General features: G+C 75.2%; 17 protein-coding genes. 8 read left to right on the top strand and 9 right to left on the bottom strand.

Translation table 11 applies throughout. From position 1 onward, the window contains the following. Positions 1-97: 97 nt before the first annotated feature. The 3 genes from HB370_RS32380 to HB370_RS32365 form a co-directional block, all read right to left on the bottom strand. Complete coding sequence (locus tag HB370_RS32380; RefSeq protein ID WP_030789184.1) at positions 98-961, bottom strand: helix-turn-helix transcriptional regulator; 864 nt, start codon at positions 959-961, stop codon at positions 98-100. 141 nt (positions 962-1,102) lie between these two features. Then, positions 1,103-3,643 carry a phage holin family protein gene (locus HB370_RS42130; RefSeq protein WP_244406064.1) on the bottom strand — a complete coding sequence of 847 codons (2,541 nt, stop codon included), beginning with the start codon at positions 3,641-3,643 and terminating at the stop codon, positions 1,103-1,105. Between the two features lie 137 nt (positions 3,644-3,780). Then, a complete protein-coding gene (locus HB370_RS32365; RefSeq protein WP_189753597.1) occupies positions 3,781-4,212 on the bottom strand; it encodes a hypothetical protein in 432 nt (143 codons plus the stop codon). Positions 4,213-4,296: 84 nt separating this feature from the next. Here HB370_RS32365 and HB370_RS32360 point away from each other — a divergent pair, with 84 nt between their 5' ends. After that, the gene (locus tag HB370_RS32360; protein WP_030789191.1) at positions 4,297-5,070 is read left to right on the top strand and encodes an MBL fold metallo-hydrolase; all 774 of its coding nucleotides are present in this window, start codon (positions 4,297-4,299) and stop codon (positions 5,068-5,070) included. Next, entirely contained in the window at positions 5,067-5,690 is a 624-nt protein-coding gene (locus HB370_RS32355; RefSeq protein WP_030789194.1) for a VTT domain-containing protein, read from the top strand. Before HB370_RS32360 ends, HB370_RS32355 begins: the two co-directional genes overlap by 4 nt. 21 nt (positions 5,691-5,711) lie before the next feature. Here the strand turns inward: HB370_RS32355 and HB370_RS32350 are convergent, their stop codons facing one another. From HB370_RS32350 to HB370_RS32340, 3 genes are all read right to left on the bottom strand, one after another. After that, positions 5,712-6,761, bottom strand: a complete 1,050-nt coding sequence (locus tag HB370_RS32350; RefSeq protein WP_030789198.1) for an MBL fold metallo-hydrolase — start codon at positions 6,759-6,761, stop codon at positions 5,712-5,714. After that, entirely contained in the window at positions 6,758-8,245 is a 1,488-nt protein-coding gene (locus HB370_RS32345) for an aminotransferase class I/II-fold pyridoxal phosphate-dependent enzyme (RefSeq protein ID WP_244405718.1), read from the bottom strand. Before HB370_RS32345 ends, HB370_RS32350 begins: the two co-directional genes overlap by 4 nt. A gap of 252 nt (positions 8,246-8,497) precedes the next feature. Further along, positions 8,498-9,328: a hypothetical protein gene (locus HB370_RS32340; protein ID WP_051816047.1), complete on the bottom strand. Its 831-nt coding sequence runs from the start codon at positions 9,326-9,328 to the stop codon at positions 8,498-8,500. A 433-nt stretch (positions 9,329-9,761) separates the two neighbouring features. Between HB370_RS32340 and HB370_RS32335 the strand changes: the two genes are divergently transcribed. From HB370_RS32335 to HB370_RS32320, 4 genes are all read left to right on the top strand, one after another. Then, positions 9,762-11,558, top strand: coding sequence for a thiamine pyrophosphate-requiring protein (locus HB370_RS32335; protein ID WP_030789213.1), 1,797 nt, complete (start codon positions 9,762-9,764; stop codon positions 11,556-11,558). Between the two features lie 94 nt (positions 11,559-11,652). Further along, positions 11,653-12,030 (top strand): DUF2795 domain-containing protein, encoded by a 378-nt coding sequence (locus HB370_RS32330; RefSeq protein ID WP_030789216.1) that lies wholly within the window; start codon positions 11,653-11,655, stop codon positions 12,028-12,030. Beyond that, entirely contained in the window at positions 12,027-12,710 is a 684-nt protein-coding gene (locus tag HB370_RS32325) for a hypothetical protein (protein ID WP_051816048.1), read from the top strand. The genes HB370_RS32330 and HB370_RS32325 overlap by 4 nt, the downstream gene beginning before the upstream one ends. A gap of 6 nt (positions 12,711-12,716) precedes the next feature. After that, positions 12,717-13,259, top strand: a complete 543-nt coding sequence (locus tag HB370_RS32320; protein WP_030789222.1) for a type 1 glutamine amidotransferase domain-containing protein — start codon at positions 12,717-12,719, stop codon at positions 13,257-13,259. A 94-nt stretch (positions 13,260-13,353) separates the two neighbouring features. Here HB370_RS32320 and HB370_RS32315 read toward each other — a convergent pair whose 3' ends face one another. After that, positions 13,354-13,641: a DUF6158 family protein gene (locus HB370_RS32315; protein ID WP_030789224.1), complete on the bottom strand. Its 288-nt coding sequence runs from the start codon at positions 13,639-13,641 to the stop codon at positions 13,354-13,356. A gap of 57 nt (positions 13,642-13,698) precedes the next feature. Here HB370_RS32315 and HB370_RS32310 point away from each other — a divergent pair, with 57 nt between their 5' ends. Continuing rightward, positions 13,699-14,817 carry a Vms1/Ankzf1 family peptidyl-tRNA hydrolase gene (locus tag HB370_RS32310; protein ID WP_030789226.1) on the top strand — a complete coding sequence of 373 codons (1,119 nt, stop codon included), beginning with the start codon at positions 13,699-13,701 and terminating at the stop codon, positions 14,815-14,817. Positions 14,818-14,880: 63 nt separating this feature from the next. Here the strand turns inward: HB370_RS32310 and HB370_RS32305 are convergent, their stop codons facing one another. After that, positions 14,881-16,500, bottom strand: coding sequence for an ATP-binding cassette domain-containing protein (locus HB370_RS32305; protein ID WP_030789228.1), 1,620 nt, complete (start codon positions 16,498-16,500; stop codon positions 14,881-14,883). A 77-nt stretch (positions 16,501-16,577) separates the two neighbouring features. Then, positions 16,578-17,225 (bottom strand): histidine phosphatase family protein, encoded by a 648-nt coding sequence (locus HB370_RS32300; RefSeq protein ID WP_030789230.1) that lies wholly within the window; start codon positions 17,223-17,225, stop codon positions 16,578-16,580. A gap of 57 nt (positions 17,226-17,282) precedes the next feature. Between HB370_RS32300 and HB370_RS32295 the strand changes: the two genes are divergently transcribed. Beyond that, positions 17,283-18,782: a bifunctional phosphatase PAP2/diacylglycerol kinase family protein gene (locus tag HB370_RS32295; RefSeq protein WP_030789232.1), complete on the top strand. Its 1,500-nt coding sequence runs from the start codon at positions 17,283-17,285 to the stop codon at positions 18,780-18,782. Positions 18,783-18,872: the final 90 nt, after the last annotated feature.

Below are 18,872 nucleotides of genomic sequence, written 5' to 3'. Positions count from 1 at the left end.
GCTCCCTCGGTTCGCCCCCGTACTCAGAACCTAGGGGGAGGCCCGGCGGGGCACCCGTCCGGAGACCCGTACGGGTCACGCCGGACGCGGGGGCGGGTCACACGCTCTCGCGGTACTCCCGCAGCAGCTTCTGGGTGCGCCGGGCGGACGCGGCGCGGGCCGTCATGTGGTCCAGCACCTCCAGGTGCGCGGCCACCTCACGGCGCGCGTCGAGATAGAGCGCGCCGGTCAGGTACTCGGTGAAGACCATGTCCGGCAGCTCCGGCTCGGCGAACCGGAACAGCGTGAACGGCGCGTACGTGCCCGGGTGCGGGCCCGCGGCGAACTCGGCGATCTGGAGCGTGACCCGGTCCCGTTCGGCGTACTCCAGCAGCCGGTCCAGCTGGTCCCGCAGCACCTTCGGGTCGGTGCTCACCGGGCGCCTGAGCACCGTCTCGTCCATGATCACCCACAGGTGGGGCGGGTCCTTGCGGTCCAGCAGCCGCTGCCGTTCCATGCGCAGCGACACATGCCGGTCGACCGTCTCCGGGGAGGTGTGGCCGACGGTGCCCGCCTCCATCACCGCCCGCGCGTAGTCCTCGGTCTGGAGCAGGCCGGGCACGAAGTGCGGCTCGTAGGAGCGGATGATCCGGGCGGCGCCCTCCAGGCTGACGTACAGGCTGAACCAGTCCGGCAGCACGTCGTGGAACCGCTGCCACCAGCCCGGCTGGTTCGCCTCCTCGGCCAGCCGGACGAAGGCGTCGGCCTCCTCGTCCGGCACCCCGTAGGTGGTCAGCAGCACCTGCACGTAGGGGATCTTCAGCGAGACCTCGGCCGTCTCCATCCGCCGTACGGTCGCCGACGCCACCCTGAGGACCCGGGCGGCCTCGTCGCGGCTGAGCCCCGCGGCCTCCCGCAGCTCCTGCAACCGCTTGCCGAGCACCACCTGGCCCACGGTGGGCGCAGCCCGCCGCTCACTCACAGCCACGCCCTCCCCTACGTGCCGATGAACGCGGGCAGCAGTCTGTCATGCGATCGCGCTCTCGCACATATGGCCTAGCCGGTGAACGGGCCCGGGCGGGCGGGAGCGTGGCCGGATCGCGACGGGTCGGCCGGGCCGTCGTCAGGCGGCCTTTTCCGCCTCCTCTTCCGCTTCTTCCTTCTCGGCGGCGGGCGTCAGCGGTACCTGGGGGCCGTTCAGCTCGTCCAGCCAGCGGCGCAGAATACGGTGGATGCGCTCGGCGCCGACCGGTTCCGTCCCGTCGGCGGCCGGCGGGGAGAGGTCCACCGGGGAGAGCAGGAACGGGCGGGACTGGGCGCCGCCGAGACCGCCGTGCGAGCCGATCTGCTCCTCGAACGCGAGGACCTCGCCGTCGGCGGGGTCGTAGGCGGAGTTGACCATGATGTCGGCGGTGTGCGGGAAGGAGTGGGTGCGGCGGACGGCGTCGGCGGCGCCGGGACCGAAGCGGGCCAGCGGGCCGGGCTCCTCGTCCAGCCGGTCCAGCGGGATCTCGGCGCCGTACGCGCCCAGCACCACACCGCCGTGCCGCTCGCTGCGCACCAGCAGGAAGCCGATGCCGGGGTGGTTGGCGAGGGTGGTGAGCAGGGCCGGGTGGCGGGCGTCGATCTCCTCCTTGGTCATCCGGTGCGGGACGTCCGGGAAGGAGACCAGGCCGAGGTTGCCGGAGGCCAGCACCACGGGCTCGCGGTGGCGGGCCGGGCGGTGGTGCCCGCCCTTCTCCTCCACCGGGCGGCGCAGGGCGGCGCGCACGGCGGCGCGGGCCTCGGCGCCGCTGTGCGTCTGCTCGGCCCGGCGCGGCACGGGCAGCCCGCAGCCGGCCCGGACCAGGTCGCCGAGGGTGAGGCCGTAGCGGGCGCGGAACGTTTCACCGGGGCTCTGCCCGTGGTCGGACAGCACGACGATCCGGTACGGGCGCGGGGCGTGCTCGGCGACGCGCTCCAGCAGGGCCAGGCAGCGGTCGAGGCGCCGGAGGACCTGCTCGGCGTCGCGGCCGCGCGGGCCGGAGTGGTGGGCCACCTCGTCGTAGGCGACGAGGTCGGCGTAGACGACGGTGCGGCCGGCGAGCATGTCGCCCATGACCGCGGCGACGACGACGTCCCGTTCGACGACGGTGGCGAAGGCACGGACCAGCGGGTACAGGCCGCCCCGGCCGACCCGCGGGCGCTGCCGGCCCAGCCGGGCCCGGGTGGACTGGCCGATCTCGCGGGCCACCTCGGCGACGAAGGACAGGGCGGTGCGGACGGCGTTCGCGGGGTCGGAGAAGTAGGCGAAGTAGCCGGCCCGGGAGCGGTTGTCGCGGCCGCGGCGGCGGGTGGCGATGGACAGCACCAGGGCCTGCTCGCCGGCGCCGCCGCTGAAGAGGTTGCCGCGGCTGGCGCCGTCGACGGCGAGCAGCCCGTCGTCACGGGTGCGCAGGGCGGCGCGGCGCTGGAGCTCGGCCGCGCTGGTCGGCCGGTTGCAGACCATCACCTCGCCGCGGTCCTTCTCGTACCAGCGGAAGGCCGGCACGTCGAAGGTGCTGCCGTGCAGGATGCCGAGCTGACTGGCACCGGTCTGACTGGACCAGTCGGTGCGCCAAGGGGTGAGGCGGTGGGTGGGCGCGCGGGTGGGGAGGGGGGTGGTGGGCTCCTGGGCCGAGTGCGGGGTGGTGGTGGGCTCGTGGGGCGGGAGGGGGGTGGCTGCCTGTGGTAGGGCGGAGCGGCCGGGGGTGGCGGTCGGTGCGTGGGCGGGGCGGCCGGAGGGGGCTGCCGGGCGTGGGCCGTCTCCGGCCGGTCGTATCCCGGCGGCGGCCGGACGCGCGTCCTCGCCGGCCTGCCGTATGCCGTCGGTTCGCGGTCCCGGGCCGTCGCCGACGGGCCGTCCATCGTCCGTACCCGGTCGTCTCCCGTCTGCGACCGGACGCGAGCCGTCGCCGACCGGGCCCCGTGTGCCGTCGTCGGCCGGGCGTGTGCCGTCCGTGCCCGGTCGTATCCCGTCGGCTGCCGGTCGGGCGCCAGCCCTGCCCGCTCGTCGCCCGTCGGCTGCCGGTCGTACGCCGTGTGCGGCCGGTGCCGCGTCCTCGTCCGACGCCAGCCAGCGGGCGACCGTCGGCATCAGGCCCTTGCGGACCGCGTCCGTCAGGACGTCGTGGCCCACGCCGTCGAGCTGGACGCAGACCAGGCCGGGCGTGGTGGGGCAGGGCGGGTGGCCCCGGCGGCCGCGGGTGGCGAGGCGGTGCAGCCGGCGGCGGTAGGCCTCGTCGTCGCGCACCGCGAGGGCCGCGCCGGTCGCGGAGGCGACGGCGGACATCACCGCGGCCACGATGACCGCGGTCTCGGGCGCGGCCTCGCCCCGGCCGGAGGGGTTGACGCGCAGGGCGAGCAGCAGCAGGGAGCCGTTGAGGAAGAAGACCAGCAGGCCGAGGACCAGCGCCGGCACGAGCAGCAGCAGCCGGACCAGCAACGGCCAGACTACGGCCGACAGGACGCCGAAGGCTCCCGCCCCGCAGGCGGCGGCCAAGGCGATGGTGGTGACACTGTCGCCGTCGGCGGACTGGAGCCGGAAGTCGGGCAGGAGCCCGGCGAGGACCAGCATGGTGACGGTGGAGACCGCCCATACGGCGACGCTGCGCCCGACCTGACTGGCGATCCGCCGCCACCGCATGCCCCGCACGCCGTACACCTCACAACCCGGCCCTTCCCGCCCCTCGGGCCAGGAGGACCTCCTTACGCTCCAAGCGGGCCGGTCGGGCCCGGCTCCACCTTGTCACACGGGGCGCCGGCGGCCCGGACGGACCGGGGTCACCGGCCGTCGTAGCCGGCCGTCGGCATGGACAGGCGGCGGTGCACCCGGGCCTTCATCTGCGCGTCGTACGACGGCTCGGCGCGCCCCACCGTCTCCACGCGCACGCCCCGGCGCGCGCACTCGGCGGTGAACTCCTCCACCGACGACAGGGCCCGGCGCAGCACCCGGAGGCTGGGCGCGACGAACACGTCCACCCCGGGGCGCACCCCCTCCCACAGCGCGCAATGATCGAAACGCAGACCGCCGACGAGAAGTTCCCGGGCGATGACGTAGCCGCGCTCGGCGGCCCAGCGGGCGCACATGGCGTGCTGGCTCCGGGAATCCACCAGGAAGGGGTCGGCCTCCAGCTCCTCCAGGGGCGTCAGGCTCGCGATGGCGGTGACCCGCACCGGCGTCAGCATGCCGAAAACCCCTCGCGGCTGTCTCATGGCGTCCCCTCACCTCCCGTTTTCGCCGCCGACCCTACTCCTGCCCGTAGGCTTCGGGGAGTCGCGCGAAGGAGGCGAAAGAAGGTGCCGGTGGAGATCACCTGGTGGGGTCACGCCACCTGCGTGGTGGAGGACACGAACATACGGGTGCTCACCGATCCCCTGTTCGCCCGCCGGCTGGCGCACCTGCGCCGTCGCCGGGGCGCGGTGCCGCCCGCCGCGGCCCGCCGCGCCGACCTCGCGCTGGTCTCGCATCTGCACGCCGACCATCTGCACCTGCCCTCGCTGGCCTGCCTCGCCCCGGGCACGCGCCTGCTCGTGCCCCGGGGCGCACCACGGGCGGTACCCGGCTTGCGCCGGCTGCGGCAGCTGCGGGTCACCGAGGTGGTGCCCGGCGACGCGGTGCGGGTGGGCGAGGTGCTGGTCCGGGTGGTGCCGGCGCTGCACGACGGGCGGCGGCTGCCGGTGGGCCCGCGCCGCTCCCCCGCGCTGGGGTACGTCGTGGAGGGCGAGGCGCGGACCTACTTCGCCGGCGACACGGGGCTGTTCGACGAGATGGCCGAGCGGGTCGGGCCGGTGGACGCGGCACTGCTGCCGGTGGGCGGCTGGGGCCCGTATCTCGGGGAGGGGCACCTGGACGCGGGGCGGGCGGCGCGGGCGCTGGCCCGGCTGGCGCCCCGGGTCGCGGTGCCGGTGCACTACGGGACGTACTGGCCGATCGGCATGGACGCGGTGCGCCCGCACGAGTTCCACGCGCCGGGTGACGAGTTCGTACGGCTGGCGGCGGAGGCCGCGCCGGGGGTGGCGGTGCACAAGCTGGCGCACGGCGAGAGTGTGCGGCTGGAGGTCGCGCGGTGACCTGGCTCGCCGCCGCGTCGGCCACCGTGACACCCGAGTCCACGCAGCAGGCGGTGGGCTATCCGTCGTTGTTCCTGCTGGTGCTGATCGGGGCGCTGGTGCCGGTGGTGCCGACGGGCGCGCTGGTGAGTTCGGCGGCGGTGGTCGCGTTCCATCAGCGGGCGCCGTACTCGCCGGCACTGGTGTTCGTGACGGCGTCGCTGGCCGCGTTCCTGGGGGACGCGGCGCTGTACTGGCTGGGCCGGCGCGGGATGCGGTCCAGGAGCGGGTCGCGGTGGCTGGCGGCGATCCGGGCCCGGGCTCCGGAGGAGCGGCTGGCGCGGGCCCGGGGGAAGCTGGCCGAACACGGGACCGCCGTACTGGTGCTGTCCCGGCTCGTCCCGGCGGGGCGGATACCGGTGATGCTGGCGTGCCTGATGGCCGAGTGGCCGCCGCGGAGGTTCGCGCGGGGGAACCTGCCGGCGTGTCTGGCCTGGGCGGCCACGTATCAGGTGATCGGCATCGTGGGGGGTTCGCTGTTCGAGGAGCCCTGGGAGGGGGTGGTGCTGGCGGTCGTGCTGACGGTTCTGATCAGCGCGGTGCCCGGCGTGTGGCGGCGGGTGCGGGCCGCCGCCGGATGAGGTCTCCGCAGGGGGTCCGTCTCAGCCCAGCACTCTGGAAGCGCCGACCGGGAGGTCCCACAGGTCGTCGCGTTCCAGCCCCGCCTTCTCCCAGGCCGTCCGTACCCGAGTAAGCGGTTCCAGGACCGGTTCCGCCGAGAGGATGAACGTGCCCCAGTGCATGGGGGCCATGCGGCGGGCGCCGAGGTCCAGGGTGGCCTGCACCGCCTCCTCGGGGTCGCAGTGGACGTCGCTGAGCCACCAGCGGGGGTCGTAGGCGCCGATGGGCATCAGGGCCAGGTCGATGCCGGGGTAGCGGCGGCCGATGCGGGAGAACCAGTGACCGTAGCCGGTGTCACCGGCGAAGTAGAGGCGCTGTCCGTCGGGAGCGGTGAGGACCCAGCCGCCCCACAGGCTGCGGCAGGTGTCGGTGAGGGTGCGCTTGGACCAGTGGTGGGCGGGGACGAAGTCGAAGCGGGTGCCGGACAGTTCGGCCCCCTCCCACCAGTCCAGCTCGGTGACGCGGGTGAACCGGCGGCGGCGGAACCAGCCGCCGAGGCCGGCGGGCACGAAGACGGGGGTGTCGCGCGGGAGCCGGCGCAGGGTGGGGGCGTCCAGGTGGTCGTAGTGGTTGTGGCTGATGACGACGGCGTCGACGGGGGGCAGGTCCTCCCAGGGCACGCCCACGGGGGTGACGCGGGCCGGGGTGCCCAGGATGCGGCGGGACCACACCGGGTCGGTGAGGACGGTCAGCCCGCCGATCCGGACGACCCAGCTGGCGTGTCCCGCCCAGGTGACGGCCAGGGTGCGGCTGTCGACACGGGGCAGCGGGCCCGGTTCGTACGGCAGCCGGGGGATGTCGGCGAGGCCGTCGGGGCCGGGGCGCACGGCGCCTTCGCGGGCGAACCGGGCGAGGCCCTTCAGGCCGGGCAGGGGCGCGGTCAGCCGGTCGTGGAAGGTGCGCGGCCAGACCCGGCGTTCGCCCAGCGGGCGGGGCTCGGCCAGCGGGGGGAAGGGCGCGGCGAGGGGGTCCGGTGCGCCGGGTGCCGTGGTCGTCGTGACCGGGCCGGGCTCATGCGTCTGCTGCGTCATCGAGGAGGCTCCCATCGCTGAGCGTCGTCGCGGAGATCGTCGAAGGCCGACCTCAAGGACACCAACGCGCGTTGCACGTGTGGCAGTTCCAGCGGTGCGGGTGACACGAGGCTTTCGGTGCGCTCCTCGTCCGTGCCGCCCAGCAGGGGTCCGGTGGCGAGCCGTACGCGCAGCGCCCCGAGGTCGTCGCCGAAGCGGTGCCCGCCGGGCGCGGGCATGCCGAGCCGGGCGGTCAGGAGGTCCTCCAGTTCCTGGGCGTCCCCGGCCCCTTGGGCCGCCAGCGGCTCGCGCAGCGGCGCGAGGTCGGCGTACAGGTGACGGCCGGCCTGCGGGGGCCGGGCGAGTGCGCCGGCGGCGACCACGGCGGCGTACGCGGCGGCGGCCACGCGCGCGTGCAGCCGGACGGTGGCCTCCCGGCGTTCGGTGACGGGCGGCGGCTCGTCGAGGGCGTAGCAGGCCGCCGCGGCGACCGGTACGGCGAGCCGCGCGCCGAGGGCGGTGAGCACGTCGAGCACGCGCGCGTGCAGCCGCCGCCCGGCTCCGGTGGCCGGGAAGCGCGCGACGGCGGCGGGCCAGCCGGCGGGCAGCAGGGCACCGGCCAGGTCGGTGACGACGGTGACGTCGTCGGGCCACATCTCGGCCGGGCTGAGCAGGACGGTCTCGTGCGGTGCGTGCAGGGTGTCGCGCCAGGTCTCGTCGCTGACCAGGTGGAGGCCCTCGGCGGTGGCGGCCTCGACGGTCTCGTGCAGCAGTTCGGGCGGGGCGACGGTGGCGGTGGGGTCGTCGGCGACGGACAGCACCAGCAGCCGGGGGTCGCCGCCCTCGGCGCGGACCCGGCGCACGGTCTCCAGCAGGGCGTACGGGTCGGGGACGCCGCCGCCCTCGGCGGGGGTCGGCACATGGAACACGGGCCGGCCGAGGAGCCGGGCGTACGGCGCCCACCAGGCGGCGCAGGGGCGGGGTACGAGGATGTCGGCGCCCTCCCCGGCCAGCGCGGCGGTGATGGCGAGCAGCAGCGCGGGGGCACCGGGGCCCGCGACGATCCGGTCGGGGACGCAGGACAGCCCGCGCCGGGTCCAGTAGCCGCAGGCCGCCTCCAGCAGGGCGGGGGCACCGCCGACGGGCTGCGCGTCCGCACGGTCCGCCGCGGCGGCAACCACGGCGGACAACTCGGGCAACACGGGCAGACCGTCACCGGGAAGCGGCGGGCCGTAGCGGACGGGGCCGTGGTCCTCCCGGGGGCGGGCGGGGGTGTGGCCGTTCCGGCGGCGGGCCGGGTTCTGGTCCTCACTGCGGCGGACGGGGGCGTGGCCGCCCCGGCGGGGCGCGGGGTCCTCGTCACCCCCACGGTGGGCGGGACCGGGGTTCACCTCGTGGGAAACGGAGCCGCCGTCCTCACCGCCGGGAGCGGCGCCCTGGGCCTCGCCGCGGTGGGTGGGGCCGGGGCCGTCCCGGGGGTCGCGCTCCGGGTCCGTGCGCCGCATGTCCGCCTCCGCGAGTCCGTGGTGCCGTTGTGTCGCCCGCCCGGGCCGTGCGTTCCTCGTGGCCGCCATCCCGCCTGATGGCCGCCGGTCCGCGTTCCTTGTCCGTGTCGTCCGTGTCCCTCGTGCTGTGGCTGTGCGTCTCGGGTCCGGGGGTCGCGGGGCGGAGGGTGCCGGTGGGGCGATGCCGGTGCCCTCGGGACGGCGTGTACCCGGCGTACGGCTGTCCATGGGCGGTCGCCGCTGTTGCCGGGGTCACATTTCGGCGGACCGGTCCGCCGCGAGGCGCGAGCGGCCGTACAGCCGGTAGCCGGCGCCCGCGCAGGCGGCGGCGATCAGGGCGGCGCCGGCGGCCAGCGCGGGGACCGAGTCCTCGAAGGTGCCGCCCGCTCCCGCGTCCACGCCGTGCTGGACGCCGGCCGGGCGGCAGCCGTCGGCGTCGGGGGCCGCACGGCAGGCGAGGCCGTCGTCGGAGCAGGCCGCGTCGCGGGATTCCCCGCACGGGTGACCGTCCTCCGCGCAGGAATCCCCTGCTGAGCACTCCCGCCCGCCACCGACCTGCCCACCGCCGTCCGCACCGCCGCCGATCTGCCCGCCCCCGTCATGACCGCCACCGTCCGGGCTTCCGCCGTCCCGACCGCCACCGCCACCGTCGGGCCCGCCCGTGTCCTGGCCCCCGCCGACCTGCCCGGCCCCGTCCCACCCCGAGCCGTCCCACCCCGTACCGTCCGGCCCGGCCGCCTCCTTCCCGGTGCCCTCCACGGCTCCGGCGTCCGGCGCGCCGTCCAGGCCGCTCGCGTCCGGGATGCCACCGCCGTCCGGACCGGCCTGCTCTCGCCCGCCGGCTCCGAGGAAGGCGTCCTCGCACCCCGAGCCGCCCCCGGTCCCGTCACCGGGGGCTATGGGCGCGGCCCCCAAGGCGCCCGGCAACGGAACCGGAACCGGCGCCGGCACGGGCCCGGTGACCGGGTCGCAGGACGCCGGGGGCGGTGCCGGGGCGGCGGCGGATGCGGCGGGCCCGGCCAGGGCGAGCACGGCACCGGCGGCGAAGGCGGCGGACAGGGCGGCGCGGGCGGTGCGGCGCATGGGCGGGGCTCCTCGCGGGGTGCGGCGGGCGGTCGGACAGGCCGTACGCCGGCGCTCCGGCACCACGGCGACGCGTGCGGCACCCGGCCCCGGGGGGACGGTCGTACCGCGGCGACGCCGTGCGGCGCCCCGGCCACGGGGGCACGGTCGGTGTGCCCTCGCTGCCATGACAGCCCGCGCGGGCCCGTACCGCGCGCGGCCGGAGCCCATTCGCGCGACATGCGGGGCCGCGCGGGTGACGGCCACCGGAGCGCACCGGACGACACGGGACGCCCCCCGGCACAGGCCCTTGCCGACGCGCGCCCCCGCCCCCCGGAGGCGCCCCGCTGCCCCGCGCCCCCACCCCACCCCGGAGGTTTTCCGTCTGCCGCGCAGGTCACTCGGTACGGGCTGACCGGATCGTCCGCTTCGCTCTCCACCGGGAGGTCTGTCCATGAGCACCAAGGTCTCGGACCACATCCTCGAACGCCTGCGCGCTTGGGGCGTGGAGGAGGTTTTCGGCTATCCGGGCGACGGCATCAACGGACTGCTCGCCGCCTGGGGCCGTGCCGAGAACCAGCCGCGGTTCGTCCAGTCCCGGCACGAGGAGATGTCCGCCTTCGAGGCGGTCGGGTACGCGAAGTTCAGCGGACGCCTCGGGGTGTGCGCGGCGACCTCCGGACCCGGCGCCATCCACCTGCTCAACGGCCTCTACGACGCGAAGCTGGACCACGTACCCGTGCTGGCCATCGTCGGCCAGACCAACCGGACCGCGATGGGCGGCTCCTACCAGCAGGAAGTCGACCTGCACACGCTGTACAAGGACGTCGCCTCCGAGTTCGTGGAGACGGTGACGGTGCCCGAGCAGCTGCCGAACGTGCTGGACCGGGCGATCCGTACCGCGTACGCCCGGCGCTGCCCGACCGCGCTGATCATCCCGGGCGATGTGCAGGAGCTGGACTACTCGCCGCCCACGCACGCGTTCAAGATGGTGCCGTCCAGCCTGGGGATGAGCGAGTTCACGGCGACCCCGACCGACGAGGCGCTGCGCCGGGCTGCGGACGTGCTGAACGCGGGCGAGAAGGTGGCCCTGCTGGTCGGCCAGGGCGCGGCGGGGGCGGTCGCGGAGGTGCGGGAGGTCGCCGAGCTGCTCGGTGCGGGCGTGGCGAAGGCGCTGCTCGGCAAGGACGTGCTCAGTGACGAGCTGCCGTATGTGACGGGCCCGATCGGACTGCTCGGCAGCCGGCCGTCGTACGAGCTGATGCGGGACTGCGACACGCTGCTGACCATCGGCTCGTCGTTCCCGTACACGCAGTTCATGCCGGAGTTCGGCAAGGCGCGCGCGGTGCAGATCGACATCGACGCGCACATGATCGGCATGCGCTACCCGTACGAGGTGAACCTGGTCGGCGACGCGCAGGCCACGCTGCGCCGGCTGATCCCGCTGCTGAAGGCGGAGGGGCGCGGCCGCAAGTGGTACGACACGGTGTGCGCGAACGTGAAGCGCTGGCACCAGACGATGGAGCGGCGGGCCGCGGTGGCGGCCGATCCGATCAACCCCGAGTACGTGGCCCGGTCGCTGGACGCGCTGCTGCCGGACAACGCGATCCTGACCTCGGACTCCGGTTCGGTCGCCAACTGGTACGCGCGGCACATCACGATGCGGCCGGGCATGCGCGGTTCGCTGTCCGGGACGCTGGCGACGATGGGCCCGGGCGTGCCGTACGCGATCGGGGCGAAGTTCGCGCACCCGGACCGGCCGGTGTTCGCGCTGGTCGGTGACGGCGCGATGCAGATGAACGGGCTGGCGGAGATGATCACGGCGGCCAAGTACCGGGATCTGTGGTCGGATCCGCGGCTGGTGGTGGCCGTGTGGAACAACCAGGACCTGAACCAGGTGACCTGGGAGATGCGGGCCATGGAGGGCGCCCCCTCGTTCCTGCCGTCGCAGTCGATCCCGGATGTGCAGTACGCGGCGTTCGCCCGTTCGCTCGGGCTGACCGGCATCCGGGTGGAGAAGCCGGAGGACGTGGAGGCGGCCTGGCGGGCCGGACTGGAGGCGGACGGGCCGGCGGTACTGGAGTTCCTCACCGACCCCGCCGTACCGCCGATCCCGCCGCACGCCAGCTGGGAGCAGATGGAGGCGACGGCCGCGTCGATCCTGAAGGGCGACGCCGACCGGGGTTCGGTGATCAAGCAGGGCCTGAAGGCGAAGGTGCAGGAGTTCCTGCCCGGCCGGGCCAAGCAGTGACCGTGCGGGACGAGTCCCGCGCCGGACGCGGAAGCCCGTGTGGGACGTGGGGCACCGGGTACGCGGTGCGGACCTTCGACCCTTGGAGGGAGATATGCAGCGAGGCAGTGACCGGCTGAACGTCCACCGGGACGACGAGATGAAGCACGAGCTGAAAGGGCTGCTGCGGTCGGGCCATCCCACGCGTGTGGAGGAGTGGCACGACCCGGAGCCGGCCGCGGACGACGACCCGGAGGTCTGGAGCGGCCCGGTGGGCGGACTCGGGTCCCCGGCGTCCCTGGAGCGGACCCGGATGGAGCTGGCCCGGCACCTGAGCCGGCACGCCTTCCCCGCGAAGCCGGGCGAGCTGGCCCGGGCACTGCGCCGGAGCAACGCGCCCGGCACACTGATCGACGCCGTCGCCGGTCTGCCCCACCAGGACCGGTACGAGAACCTGCAACAGCTGGCCGAGGCGCTGGTGGGGGGCGCATGAGGCAGGGGGCGCCCTGGCCGGCTCCCCGCGCGGCGGGCCAGGCGGCCGAGATCGCGCGGGGCGCGACGGTCGACGTCGGCGAGGTCACGACGCGCTTCCTGCTGTACGGGCTGCTGCCCGGCTGGTTCGTGCCGGGGCTCGCCGACTGGGCGATGCACCGGCGTACCCGGATCGAGGACACGTCGGGGACGAAGGAGTCCCTGATCCACTCCCTGATGATGGCGGAGGTGGGCCTGCCCATCGCGCTCACCCTGCGCTACGAGGTCAATCCACTGCTGCTGGCCGTGCAGCTGGGCGCGGCGGCCGTGCACGAGGCCACCGCGCTGTGGGACGTACGGACGGCGGAGGACAGCGACCGCGAGGTCAAGCCGGTCGAGCAGCACATCCACAGTTTTCTGGAGTCGCTGCCGTTCGGCGGGCTGGTCTCCCTGATGTGCCTGCACTCCGACCAGGTGCGGTCGTTGCTGCGGGGCGGGCGCGGGGATCCGGACGCCTGGCGGCTGCTGCCGCGCCGGCGCCCGCCGTCGCCGGGCTATCTGGCGGGCATCGGGGTCGCGATCGGCGCGTGTGTGCTGCTGCCGTACGGCGAGGAGCTGCTGCGCTGCCGGCGGGCGGCCAGGGGAAGGAAGCGGCGCGCCCGGGCGCACAGGGCGGCGCTGCGGAAACTGAAAGGAGCTTGAGACATCATGCGTATCGCGTTTCTGGTGGCACCCGAGGGCGTCGAGCAGGTGGAGCTGACCGAGCCGTGGAAGGCCGCCTCGGACGCCGGGCACGAGCCGGTGCTCGTGTCGACACAGCCGGGGAAGATCCAGGCGTTCAACCATCTGGACAAGGCGGACACCTTTGCCGTGGACGAGGTGGTGGAGCGGACGTCGGCCGGGTCCTTCGGCGGTCTGGTGCTGCCGGGCGGCGTCGCCAACCCGGACTTCCTGCGGATGGACGAGAAGGCCGTCGCGTTCGTGAAGGACTTCTTCGACCAGGGCCGGCCGGTCGCCGCGATCTGCCACGCGCCGTGGACGCTGGTGGAGGCCGATGTGGTGCGCGGCCGGGTGCTGACGTCCTGGCCGAGCCTCGCGACCGACATCCGCAACGCCGGCGGCACCTGGGTGGACGAGCAGGTCAAGATCTGCGACCACGGCCCCAACCAGCTGGTGACCAGCCGTAAGCCGGACGATCTGAAGGCGTTCTGCGACGCGTTCCTGCACGTGTTCGCCGGAGAGCCCGGCTGACCGCCACCCACCCGTGTGTCACGGGGCCGGCCCGGAAGCGGGCCGGCCCCGTCGTTGTGCCGCGCGTTGTGCCTTGTGGGGGGGGCTCCGGCCGTCAGGTGCCGGAGGCGTCCGGGGTGGCCGCCTCGCCGCAGCCGCGCTCCCGGGCGCCCTCGCGGGTGCGGCCCGCGCTCACCAGGCGGCGGGGGTTGCGCCGCAGATACTCGCCCTCCAGCTGCGCCATCCGCTCGTTATGGGCCCGCAGTGCGTCGTTCGAGCCGTACAGCAGGGTGTCGTGGCGCGTGCGGTGGATCGTCTCCAGCTCCTTCATGAGCTGCTGGTCGTCCAGCCGGCTGGGGTCGACTCCGGTCATGGTGGTGCCCCGCTCGTCGTGTTCGTTCATGGGGTACGGGTACCCGCCCGGCACGCACTGCCCCCGAGTGATTTCCGGGAGGAATCCATGGAACTCGCGTTCCTGAATCCACTGTACGAACATCCGGGGTCCTGGGCCTCCGCATACGTCGACCTGTCACAGCACGAGGAGGACATGCACACCCGGCGCAGGCTGACGGCCGAGGCGGTGGCCCGGCGGCTGCGGGAGCAGGGCGCCGACGAGGCCACCTGCCGGGCGGTGCACGACGCGGTGGCGTCCCTCGAGCGCAGCACCGAGCCGTACGGGCGGGCCGTGTTCGCCCGGGACGGCGAGGTGGTGCTCCAGGTGCCGCTGACCCAGGCCCCGCCGCAGGGCCTGGTGCGCTGGGACACGCTGCCGCACGTCACCCCGCTGCTGGACCTGGCCGGCGAGGACCCGGTGTCGCTGGTGGCGTACATCGACCGCACCGGGGCCGACTTCGAGCTGCGCAGCGCGGTGCTGCGGGAGGAGGCCGGGCATGTGACGGGCAGCCGGCAGTGGCCGATGCACCGGGCGAAGGCGACCGACTGGTCCGAGCGGCACTACCAGCTGAAGGTGGAGAACACCTGGGAGCACAACGCGCGGGACATCGCCGAGGCGCTCGCGGCCTGCCAGGCCGAGACCGGCGCCGATCTGCTGATCCTGTGCGGGGAGCAACGCGAGTGCCGGTCGGTGCACGAGCAGTTGCCGGCGCACCTGCGGGACCGGGCCGTGGAGACCGCGCACGGCGTGGGCAGCAGGCTGCTGCCGCGCGAGGTGGAGGAGATCCGGGCCCGGCACGTGCGGGAGCGGATCCTGGCCGAGGTGGACCGGTACCGGTCCGCCCGGACGCCCGACGAGGAGCGGCGGGCCGCGGCCGTCGAGGGGGTGCCGGGGCTGATCGAGGCGGCCCGCGAGCACCGGCTGGCCGAGCTGCTGATCCTCCCGGACGGGCCGGACACCGGGCGCGAGGTGTGGATCGGCGAGGACCCGGCCCAGCTGGCGGAGCGCCGTACGGAGCTGAGGGACCTCGGCGAACAGCATGCCTGGCCGGCCCGCGCCGACGACGCGCTGGTACGGGCGGCCGTGGTGACGGACGCGCCGGTCTTCTCGCTGGCGCCGGTGCTGGCGGACACCGGCGAGGAGGTACCGGCGGGCGGCATGGGCGCGCTGCTGCGCTGGCGGTAGCGGCCCGGTGTCCGGGGACTGCGCCGGCGGTGCCGGCCCGGTGTCCGGGGCGCGGGCCCGGGGTTACCGGGCCCGCTCGACGCGGCGTTCGTCCCAGACCGGTTCCGGGGTCTCGCGGACCCGGCCGTCGCTGCCGAAGACCAGGAAGCGGTCGAAGGAGCGGGCGAACCAGCGGTCGTGGGTGACCGCGAGGACCGTGCCCTCGAACGCCTCCAGCCCCTCCTGGAGGGCCTCGGCGGACTCCAGGTCGAGGTTGTCGGTGGGCTCGTCCAGCAACAGGGCGGTGGCGCCCGCCAGTTCGAGCAGCAGGATCTGGAAGCGGGCCTGCTGTCCGCCGGAGAGCCGGTCGAAGGTCTGCTCGGCCTGCCGGGTGAGTTCGTAGCGGCGCAGCCGGGACATGGCCGCGCCCCGGTCCTGGGCGTGTTCCTTCCAGAGGATGTCCAGCAGGGTGCGGCCCTGGAGCGCGGGCTGCGCGTGGGTCTGCGCGAAGTGGCCGGGGACGACCCGGGCGCCCAGTTTCCACTCGCCCGTGTGCGCGACGTCCTCGCCGGCCAGCAGCCGCAGGAAGTGGGACTTGCCGGAACCGTTCGAGCCGAGGACGGCGACCCGTTCGCCGTAGAAGACCTCCAGGTCGAACGGTTTCATCAGGCCGGTCAGTTCCAGCCCCGCGCAGGTGACGGCCCGTACGCCGGTACGGCCGCCCTTCAGCCGCATGGTGATCTCCTGCTCGCGGGGCGGCTCCGGCGGCGGGCCGGCCTCCTCGAACTTGCGCAGGCGGGTCTGGGCGGCGGCGTACCGGGAGGCCATCTCGTGGCTGACGGCGGCGGCCTGACGCAGGTTCAGCACCAGCTTCTTCAGCTGGGCGTGCTTCTCGTCCCAGCGGCGGCGCAACTCCTCGAAGCGGGCGAAGCGTTCGCGGCGGGCCTCGTGGTAGGTGGCGAAGCCGCCGCCGTGCACCCAGGCGTCGGCGCCGGCCGGGCCCGGCTCCACGGAGACGATCTTCTCGGCGGCGCGGGCGAGGAGTTCACGGTCGTGGGAGACGAACAGGACGGTCTTCCGGGTCTCCTTGAGCTGCTGCTCCAGCCAGCGCTTGCCGGGCACGTCGAGGTAGTTGTCCGGCTCGTCCAGCAGCAGGACCTCGTCGGTGCCGCGCAGCAGCGCCTCCAGCACCAGCCGCTTCTGCTCGCCGCCGGAGAGGGTGCGCACCTCGCGCCACTGGGCGCGCTCGTAGGGCACGCCGAGGGCCGCGGTGGTGCACATGTCCCACAGGGTCTCGGCCTCGTAGCCGCGCGCCTCGGCCCAGTCGGCGAGGGCCTGCGCGTAGCCGAGCTGGGCGGCCTCGTCGTCGACGGTCATCAGGGCGTGCTCGGCGGCGTCGACGGCCTTCGCGGCTTCCCGGATCCGGGGCGGGGCGACGGAGACCAGCAGGTCCCGTACGGTCGTCTCGTCGCGTACGGAGCCGACGAACTGGCGCATCACGCCGAGGCCGCCGGCCACGGTGACGGTGCCGCCGTGCGGTTTCAGCTCGCCGGAGATCAGCCGCAGCAGCGTGGTCTTGCCCGCGCCGTTCGGTCCGACCAGGGCGACGACGGCGCCCTCTCCGACCCGGAAGGAGACATCGCCCAGCAGCGCCCTTCCGTCGGGGAGGTAGTACTCCAGGTGCGCGGCTTCCAGATATCCCATGGGCAGGCATTCTGCGCGGCGCGCGGGCACGGGGGCAAACGGGTATCGGGCGGGCTACGGGTGTTCCGGCCGCCGCGTCATCCCAGGGCCTCCCCCGTCGGGCCGCCCTCGTCGGCCGGTGTCACCGCGGCGCCCTCCCAGGACAGGGCCTTCCAGCCGTCGGACGGGGTGCCCTCCAGGATGATCACGCCGGTGTTCTCCAGGGGGCGGGCCGCGGCGAAGGTCACGTCGACGTTGGCGGCGCGGGCGGCGGTCCAGACCCGGATCGCGGCGCCGTGGCTGATCATGGCGACGGTCCGGGCCCCGCTCGCCGCGGCCTCGGCCACCACGGCGTCGTACCGGGCCAGTGCCGCCGCGCCGCTCTCCCCGCCGGGCATCCGCAGCGCGGTGTCCCCGGACGCCCACGCGAACGCGGTGCGCAGGTACCGCCGGCCCTCCGGGGTGTGCCCGGGCAGCATTTCCAGGTCGCCGGCGGACAGCTCGCGGATGCCGTCCCGCACGAGCACCTCCAGGCCGCGGGCGGCGGCCAGCGGGGCGGCCGTCTGCTGGGTGCGGGCCAGCGTGGAGGCGTACAGGGCGTCGATGTCCTCCCCGGCGAGCGCCCCGGGCAGCGCGGCGGCCTGCGCCCGGCCGAGCGGGGTCAGCCCCGGGCCGGGCACGGCGGTGTCCAGCAGGCCGTCCACGTTGGACGGGGTCTGGCCGTGCCGTACGAGCAGCAGCCGCATCCGGGTTCACCTCCCGCGCGTACACAGGAAACGGGCCCTTCAGGGTAACCGCATCCCATGAGCCCTGACCTGGACCTGACCGCCCCCGCGTCGGCCGCCGCCCGCGCCCGGCTGCGCACGCTGCTCGACCTCGACGGCCGGCTGTTCGAGGCCGCCGCCGCCTGGCACTGGCCCGGCGCCGAGCGGGTGCTGCCCCGGCTGAGCCGGGCCGCCAACCACGGCGTGCTGTGGTTCGCGTCGGCCGCCGCCCTGGCCGCGAGCCGCACGCCCCGCTCCCGCGCCGCGGCGGTCCGGGGCCTGGCCTCGCTCGGCCTGGCCTCGCTGACGATCAACACCCTCGGCAAGCGCTCGGTGCGCCGGGCCCGGCCGGTGCTGGACCCGGTGCCGCTGGTGCGGAGGCTGTCGCGGCAACCGATCACCACGTCCTTCCCGTCCGGGCACGCGGCCTCGGCCGCGGCCTTCGCGACCGGGGTGGCGCTGGAGTCGCCGGCGTGGGGCGCGGCGGTGGCGCCGGTGGCGTTCTCGGTGGCGATGTCCCGGGTCTACACCGGGGTGCACTTCCCGAGCGATGTGCTGGCCGGGGCGGCGCTCGGCGCGGGCGCCGCCTTCGTGGTACGGCGGCTGGTGCCGCCGCGCGCCGGGGTGCGGCTGCCCGCCCGGTCCCGGGCCGAGGCGCCCGCGCTGCCCGAGGGCGAGGGGCTGGTGCTGGTCGCCAACCGGGCCTCGGGGACGGCGGACCGGGTCGGGGCGCTGCACGACGCGCTGCCGGCGGCGGAGGTCGTCGAGTGCGCGCCGGAGGAGGTCGGGGACGAGCTGGAGAAGGCGGCGGCGCGGGCCCGGGTGCTCGGGGTGTGCGGCGGCGACGGCACGGTGAACGCGGCGGCCCGGGTGGCGCTGCGGCACGGGCTGCCGCTCGCGGTGCTGCCGGGCGGCACCCTCAACCACTTCGCCGCCGACCTGGGCGTGGCGGACGAGCGTCTGCTGGCCCGCGCGGTCCGGCACGGCGAGGCGGTCCGGGTGGACGCGGGCCGGTTCGCTTCGGGGGGTCGGGAGGGCCTGTTTTTGAACACGCTGAGCCTGGGTGTGTACCCGGAGCTGGTGCGGGTCAGGGACCGCTGGTCGCGCCGGATCGGCGGCTGGCCGGCCGGGGTGCTGGGCGCGCTGCGCGTGCTGCGGGCCGGCGAGCACCCGCTGGAGGTGGAGGTGGGCGGTGAGCCGCGGCCCCTGTGGGTGCTGTTCGTCGGCAACGGTGTCTACCACCGCGTGGGGCTCACGCCGGGTCGCCGGACCGATCTGGCGGACGGGCTGCTGGACGTGCGGGTGGTGCACGGGGGCCGCAGGCCCGCGCTGCGGCTGCTCGCGGCGGCCGTGGCGGGACCGCTGACCAGGTCGCCGGCCCACTCGGCGGTGCAGGTGAACCGGCTGCGGCTGACCGGTGTCGCCCCGGGCACCCCGCTCGCCTACGACGGCGAGGTCACGTCGGTGTCGGGCGAGGTGACGCTGGAGAAGCTGCCGGAGGCGCTGACGGTCTACCGCCCGCTGGACACCACCGCCTGACCTCACCGCCTGATCACCCGTCAGTCCATATCACGATACGCGGATCTCATCATTCGGCATGCGCGCGTACGGTGGGGACGTACCGGCGGA

It is taken from the genome of Streptomyces sp. DSM 40868 (assembly GCF_011820545.1).
In the GTDB taxonomy this organism is placed as follows: Bacteria; Actinomycetota; Actinomycetes; order Streptomycetales; family Streptomycetaceae; genus Streptomyces; species Streptomyces eurythermus.
The sequence above is the reverse complement of the archived record's forward strand: the minus strand, read 5'-3'. Positions and strand labels throughout refer to the sequence as shown.

Bases quoted from the DNA above. Each gene is read 5' to 3' on its own strand.
- HB370_RS32315 (WP_030789224.1), bottom strand. From the start codon at position 13,641: ATGAACGAACACGACGAGCGGGGCACCACCATGACCGGAGTCGACCCC.
- HB370_RS32295 (WP_030789232.1), top strand. From the start codon at position 17,283: ATGAGCCCTGACCTGGACCTGACCGCCCCCGCGTCGGCCGCCGCCCGC.
- HB370_RS32300 (WP_030789230.1), bottom strand. From the start codon at position 17,225: ATGCGGCTGCTGCTCGTACGGCACGGCCAGACCCCGTCCAACGTGGAC.
- HB370_RS32330 (WP_030789216.1), top strand. From the start codon at position 11,653: ATGCAGCGAGGCAGTGACCGGCTGAACGTCCACCGGGACGACGAGATG.
- HB370_RS32320 (WP_030789222.1), top strand. From the start codon at position 12,717: ATGCGTATCGCGTTTCTGGTGGCACCCGAGGGCGTCGAGCAGGTGGAG.
- HB370_RS32335 (WP_030789213.1), top strand. From the start codon at position 9,762: ATGAGCACCAAGGTCTCGGACCACATCCTCGAACGCCTGCGCGCTTGG.
- HB370_RS32340 (WP_051816047.1), bottom strand. From the start codon at position 9,328: ATGCGCCGCACCGCCCGCGCCGCCCTGTCCGCCGCCTTCGCCGCCGGT.
- HB370_RS32310 (WP_030789226.1), top strand. From the start codon at position 13,699: ATGGAACTCGCGTTCCTGAATCCACTGTACGAACATCCGGGGTCCTGG.
- HB370_RS32345 (WP_244405718.1), bottom strand. From the start codon at position 8,245: ATGCGGCGCACGGACCCGGAGCGCGACCCCCGGGACGGCCCCGGCCCC.
- HB370_RS32350 (WP_030789198.1), bottom strand. From the start codon at position 6,761: ATGACGCAGCAGACGCATGAGCCCGGCCCGGTCACGACGACCACGGCA.
- HB370_RS32365 (WP_189753597.1), bottom strand. From the start codon at position 4,212: ATGAGACAGCCGCGAGGGGTTTTCGGCATGCTGACGCCGGTGCGGGTC.
- HB370_RS42130 (WP_244406064.1), bottom strand. From the start codon at position 3,643: ATGCGGTGGCGGCGGATCGCCAGTCAGGTCGGGCGCAGCGTCGCCGTA.
- HB370_RS32305 (WP_030789228.1), bottom strand. From the start codon at position 16,500: ATGGGATATCTGGAAGCCGCGCACCTGGAGTACTACCTCCCCGACGGA.
- HB370_RS32325 (WP_051816048.1), top strand. From the start codon at position 12,027: ATGAGGCAGGGGGCGCCCTGGCCGGCTCCCCGCGCGGCGGGCCAGGCG.